Origin of the sequence: Gordonia sp. CPCC 206044, assembly GCF_048537895.1 — a bacterium.
GTDB lineage: Bacteria > Actinomycetota > Actinomycetes > Mycobacteriales > Mycobacteriaceae > Gordonia.
The window spans coordinates 376,449-393,180 of sequence record NZ_JBCLVL010000004.1 but is presented as its reverse complement, the minus strand read 5'-3'; the positions used below and the strand labels follow the sequence as shown (position 1 = coordinate 393,180).

The following is a 16,732-nucleotide window of genomic DNA, read 5'->3' as shown; positions in this document are numbered from 1 at the left end:
CTCACTTCGCGGTATCTACCTTCGCGCGCGCGAAGGTAGACACCGCGAAGTGAGGTATTTTGCGAGCCCGGCGGGAACGTGTCGGTTTCGCATCGTGTCTGGCAAGTGTCGGAGGAGCATCGTAGCCTGTTGCAGGAGTGACTCAGGAGATCGATGTGACACGTATGAAACGAATTGTCGGGCTGACCGCGGTCGTGACCGCCTGCGCGGTGCTGTTCGGCGCTGCGACGGCCGGTGCTTCACCGACTTGGTGGCCGAAGCAGCTGCCGCCGCTGCCGCCGCAGATCGCGCAGCTGTTCGAACCCCCGGTCCCGATGGAGAAGAAGCTCGCCAAGAGCTTCGCCGCCTTACAGAAGTCCATGCGCAAGTCACTGCCGGGGCAACTCGGGCTGGCCATCGCGCCGGTGGGGTCGGACGCCCCGATCTCGATGGGCAATCTCGAGACTGGCCGCGCATGGTCGACGTTGAAGGTGCCGGTGTCGCTGGCGGCCGAGCGCAACAGCGGTGTGCGTATCGCGGCCAAGGAGGACAAGGCGATCGTGTTCTCCGACAACGATGCGGCGGGCGATCTGTGGGGTTCGCTCGGCGGTGGCGCGAGTTCGGTTCAGGCGGTCACGAATGTGCTCCGCGAGGGACATGACATCAGCACGCGCGTCAGCTCGGAAGCCGACGATCCGCCGTCGTATCCCGGCTACACCATGTGGTCACTGGCAGATCAGGCACGCTTCGCCGCGCACCTGCCGTGCCTACCCGACGCCGAGCACGTGATCCGGCTGATGAGTTCGGTGGCGGCCAACCAGCAGTGGGGCATCGCCAAGCAGGTCACCCGACACGGTGCGGTCACCGCGGTCAAGGGCGGTTGGGGTCCGGGCACCGGTTTCTCGTCGGCGTTCCTGGTGCGCCAACTCGGTGTCATCAGCACAAACGCCGGGCAGGTCGCGGTGTCGATGGCCGCAGTGCCGAAGAGCAACTCGTTCAGCGACGGCACCCGGATGCTGAACAAGATCGGGGCCTGGCTGAACCGCAACCTGGCGTCGTTGCCGACGGGACGTTGCTGACCGGATCAGTCGTCACGCCGGGCATGACGCCCCGGCGGAGTGGTCGGCGTCGGTGGTTTCGGGGCCGCGCGCCGCGCCGGGACGTCGCCCGCTCGACGCGGCGGTGACGTTGCGCCAGCGGGTGTGCTCGCCCGAGCCGAGGGGGCGGTGACTCGCTCGGTCGGACTCGGGCCGACGGCCGCCGGTTGCGTCAGTGCGGCGGCGATCACCGTGGTGAGCGGCACCGACAACGCGATGGCGATACCGCCGACGAAGGACCGGGCCAGTTCCACCGCGACCGTGTCGGTGGTGAGCAGTGAGCCGACGGGCTGCTGGGCCACCGAGAACAACAGCAACAGTGGCAACGCGCTGCCCGCGTAGGCGAACACGAGCGTGTACACGGTACTGGCGATGTGGTCGCGTCCCACCCGCATCGCGGCGCGAAATGTCGCGAGCCGGGAGGGCTCCCCGGCGGCAGCGAGTTCGAAGGCCGCCGACGCCTGGGTGATGGTCACGTCGTTGAGCACGCCGAGGGTGCCGATGATGAAGCCGGCGAGCAGCAATCCGCTGATCGAGATCGTGCCCTGATAGACCTGCAGGCTGGTGGTCTGGTCGCCCGACAACCCGGTCAGATTCATGGTCTCGATCGCCAACCAGCTGAGCACCCCGGCCAGGACCAGTGAGGTCAGCGTGCCGAGCAGCGCCGAACTCGTGCGCAGACTGATCCCGTGGGCCAGGTAGAGCACCACGAACAGGATGGCCGCCGACGACACTACTGCCACCGCCACCGGAGACTTCCCGTCCAGGATCGCCGGCAGCGTGAAGACGGCGAGCACCCCGAACGCGAACGCCAACCCGATGATCGAGCGCAGGCCGCGCCAGGCGGCCACCAACACGACCGCCGCGACGAACAGCACCGCCCAGATGATGGTCGGGACGGTGCGCTGGAAATCGAAGAACGTGTAGCGGTTGGTGCCGTCGGGACCCGGGACGGTGCTCAGGCGAATCTTGCTGCCGACCTGCAGACTGGGCTGACCTGCCTGCGGTTCGTCGGGATCGCCCTGCGATCGGACGGCTCCGGGCTCGGTTCCCGCCTGCGCCCGATTGGTCGGGATCTCCAACAGGGTGAAACGCCCCTCGTCGGTGCCGCTGTCCACCTGCACGGTGGTCTGGATGCACGGACCCTGCCCGGAGATGCCCTCGATTTGGAACTCCGCGCTGTCTTGCACCGTCCCTGCCAGCGGATTGAGGCAGTCGGCGCGGACCTGCCCGACGACGTGACCGTCCTCTGCCTTGATCGGCCCTCCGTCGGCCGACCGGAACTGCATCGGGATGGCGTGGTCGTCGCCGGACGGCCACAACACCACGGCGCCGATGACCACCGCGATCCCGACGATCGAGAGGGTGCCGATCACGATCCACCTGGCGAACGGCGAGAGCGCCGCCGGGATCTCCGACAGGTTGTGGGTGTGTCCGTGGTGGACCTGTTTCTCGTCGCGGCTCACCCACACACCATAGGCGGTCTGCGGGTGGTGCCGCTCCCGTCGCGGGCGCCCGGTGTCGGATTCGGGTGATCTGTTGTCGCGCAGGTGGTTTGCGGTCGCGACTCAGATGACGGCGGGGGAGCGTCGGATCGAGTCGTCGATGGTCGACAGCGGTCCGCCGACCCGATAGGCCGCCCCGCGGTGATTGTCGGGTAGACGATCGCCGCGGCCGAACAGTTTGTGACGCAACGTTCCTGGCGTATAGCTGCGATCGTGCACGCCGCGACGCTCCAACGCCGGGATCACATGATCGACGATGTCGGCGAACGAACCCGGTGTGACCGCATACGCCACGTTGAACCCGTCGACGTCGGTTTCGTCGACCCATTCCTGCAGTGCCTGCGCCACCTCGTCGCCGGAGCCGATCAACACCGGGCCCATGCCGCCGACGCCTCCCCATGCCGCGATGTCGCGCACCGTCCACTCCGAACCCGATTCCGAAGCCTGCTGGAATGCGGCGACGGCCGACTGGATGGCGTTGCTGCGCACGTTGCCGATGGGATCGTCGAGGTCGTAGGCGGCGAGGTCGATGCCCATCCATCCGGACATGAACACGAGCGATCCCTCGTCACTGGCGTAGCGCCGGTATTCCTCGGCCTTTGCCCGCGCGGCTTCCGGTGTGGAATCGGTGATGATCGTCAGCAGTGTGTAGATCCGCGCGTCGTAGGGATCGCGCCCGGCCTTCACGAGTTCCTCGCGTGTCTGCGAGACGATATCGCGCAGAATGGCTTTCGTCGGAGCGGCGACAAAGATCGCTTCGGCGTTCGCGGCCGCGAACCGGCGGCCGCGCGGGGAGGCGCCTGCCTGGTAGATGACCGGTGACCCCTGCGGTGACGGCTCGGCGAGATGGATGCCGGGCACGGTGAAGTGCTCCCCGCGATGTCCGATGTGGTGCACCTTCGCTGGGTCGGCGAAAATGCCGTTGGCCCGGTCGCGGCGGACCGCGTCACGTTCCCACGAGCCCTCCCACAGCTTGTAGAGCACGGTCAGGTACTCGTCGGCATGGTCGTAGCGGCTGTCGTGTTCGAGTTGGTCGTCGGCGCCCATGTTGCGGGCGGCAGCGGGCAGATATCCGGTGACGACGTTCCAGCCGATGCGTCCCCGGGTGAGATGGTCGAGCGTCGACAGTCGGCGGGCGAACGGGTACGGATGTTCGAACCCGGTACCGGTGGTGACGCCGAACCCCAGGTGTTCGGTGGCGTGCGCCATCGCCGACACCAGGAGGAGGGGATCGTTCACCGGGATCTGCGCGCCCTGGCGGATGGCGGCCTCGTCGGTGCCGGCGTACACGTCGTAGGTGCCCAGCACGTCGGCGATGAACAGGCCGTCGAAACCGCCTTGCTCCAGTAGTTTCGCCAGATCGACCCAGTAGTCGATGGTGTTGTAGTCCCAGGAGCGGTCGTCGGGGTGTCGCCACAGTCCCGGGGACTGGTGGGCGACGCAGTTCATGTCGAACGCGTTGAAACGGATCTTGCGGGCAGGGGGATACTCGGGCACCCCAGCGATGGTGGGGATCCGGGCGCGTGGACGCCAGGGTTGGACTCAGCGTGAATCCAACGTGTGCGCCGGGTTGTCGGGTACTAGTAGAGACATGCGATCAACCGATGTGCTCATCGACGGATTCGGCCGTGTCGCCGGCAATGTGCACGCCGTGCTCGACGGCATCACGCCCGAGCAGCTCATCCACCGCCCCGCGGCGGATGCCAACACCATCGCCTGGCTGGTCTGGCATCTGACCCGCGGGCAGGACGCCCAGATCGCCGACGTCGCCGGTACCGAGGAACTGTGGCTCGGGTCGGGCTTCTACTACCGGTTCGGCTTGCCGTTCCCGCCGCCGGCCACCGGGTACGGTCAGTCGCCCGACGAGGTGGCCCAGGTGGTGGCCGAGCCGGAGCTCCTCGCCGAGTACTACGATGCCACCCACGCCGCGACCATCAGTTATCTGCAGGGTCTCTCCGACGACGACCTCGACCGGGTCATCGACGAGAACTGGAATCCGCCGGTGACCTTGGGGGTTCGGTTGGTCAGCATCCTCGACGACGACGCGCAGCACGTCGGACAGGCGGCCTACATCCGAGGTCTGTTCGGCTGAGGTCAACCCACGCGAGATGCGGCCCCGCCGGATGCACCCGTGAGACCATCGGGAGATGGCAGACCGCACGACGCAGCAGCCGGCCGGCTCAGATGCCTCGGTCGGTGTCGACACCGGTGCCGGTGCAGCGAGCGAGTCGATGGTGACCGTCATCATCGCGTTCGCGATGAACATCCTCATCGCCGTGGCGAAGTCGGTTGCGGCGGCGATCACCGGTTCGGCCTCCATGGTGGCCGAGTCGGCACATTCGTGGGCGGACGCGGGCAACGAGGTCTTCCTGTTGATCGCCGAGCGCCGGGGAGCGCGGGGACGCGATCGCAAACATCCGTTCGGCTACGGTCGCGAGACCTACATCTGGTCGATGTTCGCCGCTTTCGGGCTGTTCACCGTCGGAGCCGTGGTCTCCGTGATGCACGGGATCACGTCGTTGACCGAACCCGAACCCGACACGAATTATCTCGTCGGTTATGTGGTTCTGGCCATTTCCGCAGTGCTGGAGAGTGTTTCGTTCCTCCAGTCGGTCCGGCAGGCCAACGAGGGCGGGCAGCGACTGTCCATGCATCCGGTCAGATTCGTGATGAGGACGTCCAACACCACCCTGCGTGCCGTGTTCGCCGAGGACGCTGCGGCGTTGACGGGTCTGGCGATCGCGGCCACCGGTATGGCATTGCACGAGATCACCGGTTCGGCGGTCTGGGATGCGATCGGGTCGATCCTCGTCGGTGTCCTGCTCGGGGTCATCGCCGTGTTCTTGATCAAGCGCAACAGCGAGTTCCTGCTCGGGCAGTCGGCGCTGCCGGTGGCGCAGACGGCGATCCTGCGGGAACTGCTCGACCACGAAGACGTCGACCGTGTCACCTATCTGCACGTCGAGTACGTCGGTCCCATGCGGTACTACCTCGTCGCCGCCGTGGACATCGTCGGTGACCTCGCCGAACACGATGTGGCAGTGATGCTCCGACGAATCGAGACCGAGATCGAGCAGCACGACTCCATCGTCGAGGCGGTGCTCACACTGTCCACGGCCGACGAGCCGTCGTTGACCCCGTGAAGCCCACCCGGTGCTCGCGCATGGCGTAGGTTGACACCCGTGGACCTACGAATCTTCACCGAACCCCAGCAAGGCGCCACCTACGACGACCTGCTCCGGGTGGCACGGGCCACCGAGGACCTCGGCTTCGACGCGTTCTTCCGCTCCGATCATTACCTGGCGATGAACGTCGACGGGCATCCCGGTCCGACCGACGCATGGTTGACCTTGGCCGGACTGGCCCGGGAGACCTCCCGAATCCGACTGGGCACGTTGGTTACATCGGCGACCTTCCGCCATCCCGGGCCGTTGGCGATCTCGGTGGCGCAGGTCGACCAGATGAGCGGCGGTCGGATCGAATTGGGTTTGGGGGCAGGCTGGTTCGAGGAAGAGCACACCGCCTACGGCATCCCCTTCCCGGCGCTTGGTGAGCGTTTCGACCGGCTCGAGGAGTCGTTCGAGATCATCACCGGCCTGTGGGGGACACTCGACGGTCAGACGTTCGACCACGACGGCAAGTACTACACGCTCGCCGATTCGCCTGCCCTGCCCAAACCTGTTCAGGCGCCGCGTCCGCCGATCATCATCGGCGGCGCGGGCAAGAAGCGCACACCTGCACTCGCGGCCAGGTTCGCCGACGAGTTCAACTCGGCATTCCAGCCGGTCGATGCGGTCGTCGAACAGGTGGGGCGCGTTCAGTCGGCATGTACGGCGGCCGGTCGGGATCCGGAGAGCATCACGTTCTCGGCGGCCCTGGTGCTGTGCTGTGGGCGCACCGACGCCGAGCTCGCCCGCCGTGCCGATGCGATCGGGCGCGAGGTCGACGAACTGCGTGAGAACGGTGCGGCCGGAACACCGGCCGAGGTGGTCGAGAAGATCTCCCGTTATCAGCAAGCCGGTATCAGCCGGATCTACCTCCAGACGCTCGACCTCGACGACCTGGACCACCTCGACCTCGTCGCGAAAGAGGTTGCGCCGCAACTCGGCTGACATGTGGGTTGCCGACGGCGAGGTGGTGCCGTCCGGCTCACCGGGCGAACGAGGTGTGCATCTCCCAATAGAGGATCTCGGCACCACCGACGGCGGTCACGTCGAGTGCGCCGGCATCGGTGGTGCGCACGGCGTCACCCTCGTCGAGGCGTCCGATCCCGACGGCGTCCACCCGTCCGCGCGCCACGTAGAGGTGTCCGAACGGCGCCGCGGGCAGGGTCGCCGTCTGGCCGTCGGTCAGCACTGCGACATGCAGGGCCGCATGACGATTCGCGATGGAGACAGCCGGGGTGTGAGCGTGCTCGGGCATTCCCGACGCCACCACGACCAGACGTCCCTCGGCGAGGTCGTCGGCGAAGTCGTGTTCGGCGTAGCCGGGTTCGAGGCCCGCATGTTCGGGCGCCACCCACATCTGCACCACCCGCAGGGGCCGTCCGTCGAGACGGCCGGTCGCGTTGCCCTCGGCGTGACGAATACCCCGGCCCGCGGTCATCCGTTGGACGACCCCGGGCACCAGTGTTCCCCCGTTTCCCGCCGAATCGCGGTGTCGCAACACACCGTCGAGCACCCAGGTGACGATCTCGGCATCGCGGTGCTGATGTGTGTCCAGGCCTTCGCCCGCCTCGACGATGTCGTCGTTGTGGACGAGGAGGACCCCGTGGGCGTTGGCGACGAGGTCGAAATTGCCCGTCGCCGGGAACGATTGACGCGACGACAGCCACTCGTTGCTCCAGTGATCACGGTCTTCGCCGCGAATCGTCTCGATCATCGTCGTCCTCTCGTGGGCAGGGTCGCCGTCAGGTGCCCGGACAAGCGGGTCATGATGTCGGCCAGAACCACTCCGTCGGCGTCCGACAACGCGTCGATGAACAGCGTCTCGACGCAGCGTGCGTGTTCGTGGGCGGCTGCCCGGAACGCGGTAGCGCCGGCGGGGGTCAGCACGGCGTAACTGCCGCGCCGATCCTCGTCGGCGGCCTCCCGGCGCAACCAGTTCCGTCGGACCAGGGTGTCGATCTGATAGGACAGGCGCGACGTCGAGAACACCAGGTGCTCGGACAGATCGCGCATGCGCAACCGGCGTCCGGGCGCGTCGTGCAGCAGCATCAACACCTGGTAGTCGGCCAGCGTCATGTCCGAGCTCGCCTTCAGTTCGGCGTCCAGCACAGTCTGGAGGCGCGCGCTCGTCTCGATGAAGACCTGCCACGCAGCCCTGCGGGGATCTGGTTGTGCGGCTTCGTGACTCACCGCGGGGTGTGGGGCATCAAGGCGTCGGGCGGGATCACGCCGAGTCGTCCGGCCTCGAAGTCCTCGATCGCCTCGATGAGTTGCTGTTTGGTGTTCATCACGAACGGTCCGTATTGGAAGACGGGTTCGCGGATGGGCCTGCCGCCCAGCACCAGCAGTTCGAGTGCCGGTCGATTCGAATCCTGCCCGGCGTCGGCGGTGACGGTGATCCGGTCGCCCTTGCCGAACACGACGAGTTGGCCCTGTTGGACCGGACGTGCCTCGGTGCCGACGGTCCCGCGACCCGACAGCACGTATACGAGGGCATTGAAATCCGGCTGCCACGGGATCGACATCTGCGCGCCCGGAGCGACGGTGGCGTGGGCGAACGTGATCGGTGTGTGGGTGGCGCCGGGACCGGCGTGCCCGTCGATCTCCCCGGCAACGACACGGATCAGTGCGCCACCGTCGTCGGTGGTCACCAGTTTGACCTCTGCGCCCTCCAGATTCTGGTACTTCGGGGCGAGGAACTTGTCGGCGGCCGGCAGGTTGACCCACAGCTGGATGCCGTGGAACAGACCACCGGATTCGACGAGCTCGGCAGGCGGGGTCTCGATGTGCAGGATGCCCGCGCCGGCGGTCATCCACTGGGTGGCGCCGTTCTCGATCAGTCCGCCGCCGCCGGTGGAATCCTGGTGTTGGAACCGACCGTCGATCATGTAGGTGACCGTCTCGAACCCGCGGTGCGGATGCCAGGAAGTGCCCCTCGGCTCGCCCGGCTGGTAGTCGACCTCTCCCATCTGGTCCATGTGGACGAAGGGGTCGAGGTCTGCGGTGCTTGCTCCGGCGAAGGCGCGGACGACCGGGAAGCCTTCGCCCTCGAAGCCGCGTGGGCCGGACGTCACCGACTTCACCGGCCGTTCGGTTTCCTGGGGTGTCGCGGCGTGCACCCGGGGCAGGGTCAATGTGTCTGCGGTGACGGCGGGCATGTCGGGCTCCTCTCAATCGCTCAATTTTGAGCTATGTAGCGGTCAACCAGACACTTCGCAGGGTTATTCCCCCCGGTCGTGGCGGAAGGCGACCCCGTCAGACGTCGGCCATGAATAATCGGGGCATGGTCGAGACCGGTACCGGAAACAGGGGAGCCGATCAGGACGGGCGGCCACCTGAGCGGCAGCGTTTCCGAAAGCTCGCGCAGGCCGCGCTCAACGCGGATGTGACGGTGGAGCAGGTCGAGGTGATCCTTGCCGACCTCGGGGACGTACTCGTCGACATGAACAAGACCATCGGGGGACTCGACGGCGCCATCGACAACCTCGGCGACACGATGTCGCGTCTGACCGGCACCCTGGACCAGGTCGATGCGACGGTGATCGCGATGGGTGATGTGGTGGGCCGCCTGGAACGGGTCGTGGGACGGGTGGAGGCGCTCGTCGCCCTCGGGGAATCGGCGTTTCGCCCGTTGGGGGTCCTGGAGTCGTTCGGACGGGGCGTCGCCACGCGACTGAACCTGCTCCGGTAGGCGGTCCCCGCGATCAGCCGCCGATCACCTGGCCGGGACGGTGCTCGGCACGACGGACGACGCGGCCGGGCCGGAGCCGGCCGGGGCGGCGGCATCGTCAGCGGCGGGCACCGCGGTGCCGACCTCGGCCTGCTGCTGGGTCGACATGGACGGCGACACGCTCGGTGACTCGGTCACCGTCTCCGACGTCGTGGCCGGCGCCGACGCGGGTGCCGACGAATCGGAAGCAGGCGAATCGGATGGGGGGACGGACGAGTCCGCCGCGCTCGACCCTGCCGCGCTCGACTCTTCTGTGTCCGACCCTTCTGCGTCCGACCCTTCTGCGAGTGCGGCCGCGGTGATCGTGGGCGACGCCTTGGCCGCGACCAGGGCGGCTCTCGTGGCCTTGGCAGCGCCGTCGGGTTCCGGGCTGCCCGACGCGTTCACCACGGTCACCTTCTCGGTGACCGGCGGGTTGTTGCGCAGCGCCTCGAGCACGTGTTCCTTGCCGTCGGCCAGACCGCGTCCCCAGTTCTCCCAGGTGTGTCCGCCGTAGTTCGGCAGCGAGATCACCGATGCGCCGCTCTGCGCGGCCTGCAGTTGCATCAACACCGTCGACACGGCCGACAGCATCTCGAGAGCCATCGCGCTGATCTGATCCTGCTGCGACAGTTTCGCCAGTTCACTCGTGGTCAGGAAGCCGTTGCCCGACGAGATGATCAGGGTCTGGCCGTTCTCCTCGAGCTTTCCGACGTTCTTGGACGGATCGTTGTCGGTCCACCGCTGACTGCCCGGTGTGCCCCACATGTTGACGATCCCGTTGATGTAGTTCGAGACCAACGTCTGGGATGCCATCACGCCTGCGGCGCCGATCGGGTTGTCGATCTGGTAGTAACCCGACATCGCCTGGACCACCTTGAACTGCTCCGGGTGCCGCTCGGCGAGAGTCACCGCAGGTCCGCCGGACATCGACAGACCGATGATGGCGTTGTTGCTCTTGCTCACGCCGAAATTCGTCGCGAGATAGTCGGGTAGTTCGGAGGTGAGGAAGGTCTCCTGCTTGATCGTGGCGTTCTGGTCGCCTGCTCCGCCGTCCCAGTCGGTGTAGAACGACGATGCGCCGCCAACCGGCATCACCAGGGTGGTGTCGCTGCTGCCGTCATAGACCTTGGCCGCCTGCACGTCGGTGGTCCAGGCGGAGCGTTCCTCGCTGGCGCGCATGCCGTCGAGCAGATAGACACCCGAGTCGCTGCCGTTGGAGGCGCGGATCTGGACGATCACGAACTTGTTCTGCGACGGCGACCAGACCTTGCAGTTCTGCACGTAGTTGCCGGACTTGTCCCAGGTGCAGCCCTCGCGCAGGACCTCGGGGTGACCGGCGAGCGCCGACGCCTTGTTGCCGCCGGAGACCAGGGAACTGATCCCGAACAGACCCAGGCTCAGTGCGACGACGATGCCGATCCCGGCGAGACGGCGTCGGCGGCCTCGACCCGTTCGAGCGGATCGGGGCGCATCGTCGGCGTCGGCAGAGGTCTGCCATCCGTCGGCGACCAAGCGTGCATCCAACGGTTCTGGTGACGTGGGCATGAGACTCCTGACACGATCGCGCGATTTCCCCCGATGCACAGCGCTCCGTCACGGAGCGCGTGTGTGATGACTGATCTGTCGTCGCGAGTGCGGGTGGCGTTACAGCCACCGGCACGCGTCATGCCTGTGGATTCGCTGTGAGACGTGCGCGAACGCGAAGGAGTTCGAGGCAACTACTCCGGCGGTGGTGGTGGCTTCGGGGCCCCTGCCGGCGGTGCGATCTTCGGGTAGCGACGGGTGCCGGTGGTGGTATCGGCGGTTGCGGCGACGACACCGCCGTCGGGGATCGGCGCACCGGGCTTCGGTCGCCCGGGCGCCGGGTCCCAGTCGGTGTCGACCAGACGCTTCTGGACCGCGATCGCGATCGCGAGCAGCGCGGCTCCGATCGCCAGCATGACGATCACTCCCCAGGCGCCACCGAGTTTGGCGGCGTTGCCCAACAGGAAGCCGAACCAGCCGAAGTCGGCGTCACCGAAGGTGGTGTTCTCGCTGCCGAACGAGCCCAGCACACCGAGCAGCATCGCGGGCAGGAAGGTGATGAGCAGCCCGTTGACGAAGCCACCCGCGACGGCACCCCACCGCCCGCCGGTGGCGTTCCCGTACACGCCTGCCGCGCCGCCGGTGAAGAAGTGCGGCACCAGGCCGGGCAGGACGAGAGCCCAACCGAACGCCGGTTCGAGCCACACGGTCAGCACCGCGAGTCCGACGAGGCCGGCGACGAAACTGGAGATGAACCCGATGAGGACGGCGTTCTGGGCGTACGGGAACACGATCGGTGCGTCGAGTGCGGGGACGGCACCGGGAACGACGCGCTCGGCGATGCCCTGGAAAGCCGGTACCAGTTCGCCGAGGATGGTGCGGACGCCGAACAGGATGACGGCAACGGCGACACCGAAACTCAGGCCCTGGGTGACACCGTTCATGATGTAGTCGCCCATGCCCGTTGCGGCACCGGCCCCGGCATCGTCGGCGTAGGCGTCGAACGCCGTGTCGGAGCCGACGCGGATGACATAGATGATCGAGACGACCACGTACATCAACACCATCGACAGCGCGGTCGCCACCATCGAATCGCGAAGGAACCGTAGCGATTCGGGAAGTTTCAGTTCCTCGGTCGATTTGCTCTTGCGGCCGACGAGTCGGCCGGTGATGCCGGCTGCGATGTAACCGAGCGTGCCGAAGTGGCCGATGGCGATGGTGTTGTCGCCGGTGATCCGTTTCGTCCAGGGCTGCGAGATCGCAGGCAGCGAGACCATCACCACCCCGAGCAGCACGCCGCCGACGATGACGACCGACAGCGACGGGAGCCCCGCGGTGGCCAGCACGATGGTCAACAGCGTTGCCATGAACAGTGTGTGGTGGCCGGTGAGGAAGACGTAGCGCAGGGGAGTGAAGCGGGCCAGCAGAAGGCTGATCGCGAAACCGAGGATCATCAGCCAGGCGACGCGCGCGCCGTACTGGGCTTGTGCGATGCCGACGATCGCTTCGTTGGTCGGCACCACACCGTGCGCGCCGGTGGCGCCCTGCAGCATCACCCCGAGTGGTTCCAGCGACGTCGCCACCAGGGTGGCGCCCGCGCCGATGAGGAGGAACCCGAGTGTCGCCTTGAGCGCTCCACCGATGATGACGCCGACCGGCTTGCGCAGCGCGGTCAGACCGACCGCCGTCATGATGCCGATCAGATATGCCGGGACCGCAAGGATTTCGTTGACGATGAATTCGGCGATGTCGACGAGCCAGTCCATCTGCTGCCTCCGCTCTACACGTCGTACGCCGAGCGCATCGCTGCGTCGACTTCCTTTGTACTGGTGAAGTTCTCGATGACGATGACCGGGATCCCGACGTCGCCCAACGTCTTCGCGATCTCATCCGACGTGAGGATCAGATCGGCGTCTTTCGCCTTTCCCTTCGCCGAGATGGTGTCGGTGGCCTCGACGGTGAGATAGGGAGACCATCCCCAGGTGCCGAGCACCTGTTCGAGGGTGTTCTTCAGGAAGAGGCTGGTACCCAATCCGTTGCCGCACACGGTCAGGATGTGTCCGCCCGAAGCGCGGGTTCCGGACGCGGGGGCCGTGGTGGCAGGGCCCGCGCCGAGAATCTCCAGAATCTCCGCAGGTGTACCGGCGGAGTCGAGGGCAGCTTTGCGTGCGGGATCGCCGAGGGCCTTCGCCAAGTCGGCCATCGCGGTGGTGTGCGCGGAGGCGTCGGTGGCCGCCAGGGCGACGACCAGTGACACCGGATCGTTGGTCGCGTGACCGAACGGCACCGGGGAGGCGAGGCGCAGCCACGACATCCCCGTGCGGTGGACCGCCGCGGACGGGCGTGCATGGGCGAAGGCGAAACCGGGGGCGATGACGATGTACGGGCCTTTGTCGTCGACGCTGTCGATCATCGACCGGGTGTAGTCGGGATCTGCCACCCCGGTTCGTTCCAGCAGGCCACCGGCGGCGGTGATCGCCTCCCGCCAGTCGGCGACGCGCACATCGAGAGCCACAGCATCGAGGTCGAGGAGGTCGGTGATGGCCGCCATGAGGCTGGACCATACCCGCGATGCCGTCTCGTCCAGGGCGCTTTGTGCCATATCGGTTGGTCGCCGCGCGCCGGGTGCCACCGCGTGCCGAGGGCCGTCCCACCCTGGCGCGGGGTGCCACCCTCGGATCGGGTCGGCGACGATCTCGTATCGAGATCATCTGCACGGCAAGCATTCTCGGCGACGAGACGCACGGCGCCACCTGTCACGCGACCGGCGGCGGTGTCGCGACAAACAGATCACCCCTCCGCCGACCGGCGAAGGGGTGATCAGCAGCGATGGTCGGTCAGGCCCCGTAACCGAGCAGCGATTTCACCTCGAGGAACTCGTCGAACGCGTAGTCGCCCCATTCGCGACCGTTACCGCTCTGCTTGTAGCCGCCGAACGGTGCGACCGGATCGAGTTGAGCACCGTTGAGCGAGATGGAGCCGGCGCGGATCCGCGAGCCGACCTTGCGGACCTCCTCCACATCCTTGCCGGAGACATACCCGGCCAGCCCGTAGTCGGTGTCGTTGGCGATCTCGATCGCCTGGTCGAGTGAGTCGTAACCGATCATGACCAGCACCGGGCCGAAGACCTCCGTGCGTGCGATCTCCATGTCGTTGGTGACGTCGGAGAACACGGTCGGGCGCACGTAATAGCCGGTGGGCAGGTCGTCGGGGCGACCGGGGCCGCCGAACACGACCTTCGCGCCGTCGGCGACGCCACGTTCGATGAGTCCCTGGATCTTGTCGAACTGTGCCTCGGAGACAACAGGTCCGAGACGGACGTCCCCGCCGGGGTCGCCGACGGTGAGTGTCTCCTGGACGGACTTGGCGGCCTCTTCGGCCTCGGCGAGCCTGCGCGACGGCACCAGCATGCGAGTCGGCGCGTTGCAGGACTGCCCGGAGTTCACCATCATTCCCGCCACGCCGCCTGCCACGTTCTGGGCGAGGTCGGCGTCGTCGAGGATGATGTTGGGGCTCTTGCCACCGAGCTCCTGTGCCACACGCTTGACGGTCGGTGCGGCGCTCTTGGCGACCTCGATACCCGCACGCGTGCTGCCGGTGAACGACACCATGTCGATGCCGGGGTGGGCGGAGATGGCCGAACCGACTCCCGGTCCGTCACCGTTGACGAGATTGAAGACACCGGCGGGAACGCCTGCCGCATCGAAGATCTCGGCGACGATCGCGGCACTGAACGGGGAGACCTCGGACGGCTTGAGAACCATGGTGCAGCCGGTGGCCAGAGCAGGCGCGACCTTGCACATCACCTGGTTCAGCGGCCAGTTCCACGGGGTGATGAAGCCGCAGACGCCGATCGGCTCCTTGACGATCCGGGAGGTGCCCCGATCCTCGGAGAACGAGAAGGTCGGCAGCTGGGCGGCCGCGGTCATCAGATGCGCGAGCCCGATCGGGACCTGCACGTTGCCCGCGAGCCCGGCGGGTGCACCCATCTCCTCGGTGACGGCGGCGGCCAACTCGGGCATGCGCTTCTGGTACTCGGCGACCACCGCGTTGAGGACCGCGACCCGCTCGTCGATGCTCGTCTGGCTCCAGGTGGTGAATGCCTTGCGCGCGGCATCGACCGCGGCGTCGACGTCCGCGGCGGTTCCGAGCGCGACGTGGCCTGCGGCCTTCTCGGTGGCCGGGTTGATGACGTCGATCAGGTTGAGCTCTTTAGGCTCCACCCACTGGCCGTCGATATAGAACTTGGTGATCTCGCGCATGCTTGTCCTCCATTCGGCGAGGTGTTGTCCACACCACACTATGCCCCCGCCACGTTCGGCGGAACACCCGTGAGGAAACCTGCGTTGTCAGATTGCCGCGCGTGCGGCGGTGGCTGCGAACTCGCCAGGCGCCGAGTCGTGCATCAGGAGTGTCCGGTGGAGGGTCGCAGGCACCGTCGGGTGGCTGGGGATGGGTGGACCCGGACGTGACCGGCCAGGCAACTCGACTGTGCGAGCGGTGGTTTCGTCGGTCGGATCCGCTCGTTCGGCCCACGGGCGGGGCGGCGCCGGTTAGAGTGCCGACCCAGGCGTGGCCGACGAAGGGGGAGCCGTCGATGACACTTCATGACCAGGAATTCCATCCCGATCTGGCGCGGATGGCCCATTTCCTGCCGCGAGGCATCGTGGGTCCGCGGACCCTGCCGACGATCCGTGCGTTGACGGGACTGACGCGGCTGTCGCGCAATGCCGACGTCGAGGTCCGGCGCCTGGACTCCGGCGGCAGCGTCCGCATCACGACGCCCCGCGGCACGACCGGTGACGTCCCGGGATTGCTGTGGATTCACGGCGGCGGGTATGTCATCGGGACGGCGCAGCAGGATGATGCCCTGTGCCGACGATTCGCCGACGATCTCGGTGCGATCGTGGTGTCGGTGGACTACCGGCTGGCGCCCGAGCATCCGTTTCCCGCACCGCTCGACGACTGCCACGAGGCCCTCTCGCTCCTGCGTGGGTTACCTGGTGTGGACACCGACCGGATCGCCATCGGCGGAGCGAGCGCCGGCGGTGGACTGGCCGCCCAACTGGCCCTGCGGATCAGGGACCGAGGCGAACCTCGGCCGATGTTGCAATTGCTGGTGTATCCGATGCTCGACGACCGCACGGCGGCGGCGTCGGGAGACGAGACGAATCTGCGGATGTGGCACGGCAAGTCCAATCGCTTCGGATGGGACGCCTACCTCGGCGGCGCGGATCCGGTCGACGTGGCCCCGGCGCGGCGGGCCGATCTCGCCGGTCTGGCCGACGCGTGGATCGGCGTCGGCACCCACGATCTGTTCCACCTCGAGGATCTCGCCTATGCGGACCGGCTCCGAGCGGCCGGGGTCGACTGCGACGTCGAGGTCGTCGACGGCGCCTTCCATGGCTTCGACCTGGTCAGCCCGGCGGCGCCGATATCGCGGGAGTTCTATCGGCGTCAGGCGGCGGCGTTGCGGTCGGCGTTTTGTGACGAGAAGGGTTAGGCCGACGGTCGGGGTCAGCCGATGCTGCTGGCGATCGCCACGACGACACCCGCGATGACCAGGATGCCGACGATGACCGCACAGGTGATCGCACGCTCGCGGCGATGATGTTGCACCGCATTGATACCCAGGCCGATCAGCACGAGGATCGCGGCCGCATAGATCGAGATCCCCAGGGTGAGTGCGGCTGCGTTCGCGTCCGCCATGGCCAGTGGCGCACCGTTATCGGTCATGCGTCGAGTGGA

16 protein-coding genes are annotated in these 16,732 nt (G+C 67.1%); 6 read left to right on the top strand and 10 right to left on the bottom strand.

Annotation, left to right across the window (positions count from 1 at the left end; genetic code table 11):
* Nucleotides 1-164 precede the first annotated feature (164 nt).
* Nucleotides 165-1,058: a hypothetical protein gene (locus AAFP35_RS08410; protein WP_419221102.1), complete on the top strand. Its 894-nt coding sequence runs from the start codon at nt 165-167 to the stop codon at nt 1,056-1,058.
* A gap of 5 nt (nt 1,059-1,063) precedes the next feature.
* Here the strand turns inward: AAFP35_RS08410 and AAFP35_RS08405 are convergent, their stop codons facing one another.
* Together AAFP35_RS08405 and AAFP35_RS08400 are read right to left on the bottom strand one after the other, a co-directional pair.
* Nucleotides 1,064-2,542: a YibE/F family protein gene (locus AAFP35_RS08405; RefSeq protein ID WP_419221101.1), complete on the bottom strand. Its 1,479-nt coding sequence runs from the start codon at nt 2,540-2,542 to the stop codon at nt 1,064-1,066.
* Nucleotides 2,543-2,644: 102 nt separating this feature from the next.
* On the bottom strand, nt 2,645-4,078 hold the full coding sequence (locus tag AAFP35_RS08400) for an LLM class flavin-dependent oxidoreductase (protein ID WP_419221100.1): 1,434 nt from the start codon (nt 4,076-4,078) through the stop codon (nt 2,645-2,647).
* 94 nt (nt 4,079-4,172) lie between these two features.
* Here AAFP35_RS08400 and AAFP35_RS08395 point away from each other — a divergent pair, with 94 nt between their 5' ends.
* From AAFP35_RS08395 to AAFP35_RS08385, 3 genes are all read left to right on the top strand, one after another.
* A complete protein-coding gene (locus tag AAFP35_RS08395) occupies nt 4,173-4,673 on the top strand; it encodes a mycothiol transferase (RefSeq protein WP_419221099.1) in 501 nt (166 codons plus the stop codon).
* A gap of 139 nt (nt 4,674-4,812) precedes the next feature.
* Entirely contained in the window at nt 4,813-5,724 is a 912-nt protein-coding gene (locus AAFP35_RS08390; protein ID WP_419221166.1) for a cation diffusion facilitator family transporter, read from the top strand.
* A 39-nt stretch (nt 5,725-5,763) separates the two neighbouring features.
* Nucleotides 5,764-6,693 (top strand): LLM class F420-dependent oxidoreductase, encoded by a 930-nt coding sequence (locus AAFP35_RS08385; protein WP_419221098.1) that lies wholly within the window; start codon nt 5,764-5,766, stop codon nt 6,691-6,693.
* 37 nt (nt 6,694-6,730) lie between these two features.
* On the opposite strand, the gene AAFP35_RS08380 is transcribed toward AAFP35_RS08385, so the two are convergent.
* Genes AAFP35_RS08380 through AAFP35_RS08370 form a run of 3 tightly spaced genes read right to left on the bottom strand, consistent with a single transcriptional unit; the run spans nt 6,731 to nt 8,906 of the window.
* Nucleotides 6,731-7,462 carry a pirin family protein gene (locus tag AAFP35_RS08380; protein ID WP_419221097.1) on the bottom strand — a complete coding sequence of 244 codons (732 nt, stop codon included), beginning with the start codon at nt 7,460-7,462 and terminating at the stop codon, nt 6,731-6,733.
* Complete coding sequence (locus AAFP35_RS08375) at nt 7,459-7,938, bottom strand: MarR family winged helix-turn-helix transcriptional regulator (protein WP_419221096.1); 480 nt, start codon at nt 7,936-7,938, stop codon at nt 7,459-7,461. Before AAFP35_RS08375 ends, AAFP35_RS08380 begins: the two co-directional genes overlap by 4 nt.
* Complete coding sequence (locus AAFP35_RS08370; protein WP_419221095.1) at nt 7,935-8,906, bottom strand: pirin family protein; 972 nt, start codon at nt 8,904-8,906, stop codon at nt 7,935-7,937. Before AAFP35_RS08370 ends, AAFP35_RS08375 begins: the two co-directional genes overlap by 4 nt.
* A gap of 125 nt (nt 8,907-9,031) precedes the next feature.
* Between AAFP35_RS08370 and AAFP35_RS08365 the strand changes: the two genes are divergently transcribed.
* Nucleotides 9,032-9,439 (top strand): hypothetical protein, encoded by a 408-nt coding sequence (locus tag AAFP35_RS08365; protein ID WP_419221094.1) that lies wholly within the window; start codon nt 9,032-9,034, stop codon nt 9,437-9,439.
* 24 nt (nt 9,440-9,463) lie between these two features.
* On the opposite strand, the gene AAFP35_RS08360 is transcribed toward AAFP35_RS08365, so the two are convergent.
* The 4 genes from AAFP35_RS08360 to AAFP35_RS08345 form a co-directional block, all read right to left on the bottom strand.
* Complete coding sequence (locus AAFP35_RS08360) at nt 9,464-11,005, bottom strand: alpha/beta hydrolase (protein ID WP_419221093.1); 1,542 nt, start codon at nt 11,003-11,005, stop codon at nt 9,464-9,466.
* A 173-nt stretch (nt 11,006-11,178) separates the two neighbouring features.
* Entirely contained in the window at nt 11,179-12,750 is a 1,572-nt protein-coding gene (locus AAFP35_RS08355; RefSeq protein WP_419221092.1) for a PTS ascorbate transporter subunit IIC, read from the bottom strand.
* 14 nt (nt 12,751-12,764) lie between these two features.
* Nucleotides 12,765-13,535, bottom strand: a complete 771-nt coding sequence (locus AAFP35_RS08350; RefSeq protein ID WP_419221091.1) for a PTS sugar transporter subunit IIA — start codon at nt 13,533-13,535, stop codon at nt 12,765-12,767.
* Between the two features lie 286 nt (nt 13,536-13,821).
* Entirely contained in the window at nt 13,822-15,246 is a 1,425-nt protein-coding gene (locus AAFP35_RS08345) for an aldehyde dehydrogenase family protein (RefSeq protein WP_419221090.1), read from the bottom strand.
* Between the two features lie 335 nt (nt 15,247-15,581).
* Between AAFP35_RS08345 and AAFP35_RS08340 the strand changes: the two genes are divergently transcribed.
* The gene (locus AAFP35_RS08340) at nt 15,582-16,487 is read left to right on the top strand and encodes an alpha/beta hydrolase (protein WP_419221089.1); all 906 of its coding nucleotides are present in this window, start codon (nt 15,582-15,584) and stop codon (nt 16,485-16,487) included.
* Between the two features lie 14 nt (nt 16,488-16,501).
* Here the strand turns inward: AAFP35_RS08340 and AAFP35_RS08335 are convergent, their stop codons facing one another.
* A complete protein-coding gene (locus AAFP35_RS08335; RefSeq protein WP_419221088.1) occupies nt 16,502-16,720 on the bottom strand; it encodes a hypothetical protein in 219 nt (72 codons plus the stop codon).
* Nucleotides 16,721-16,732: the final 12 nt, after the last annotated feature.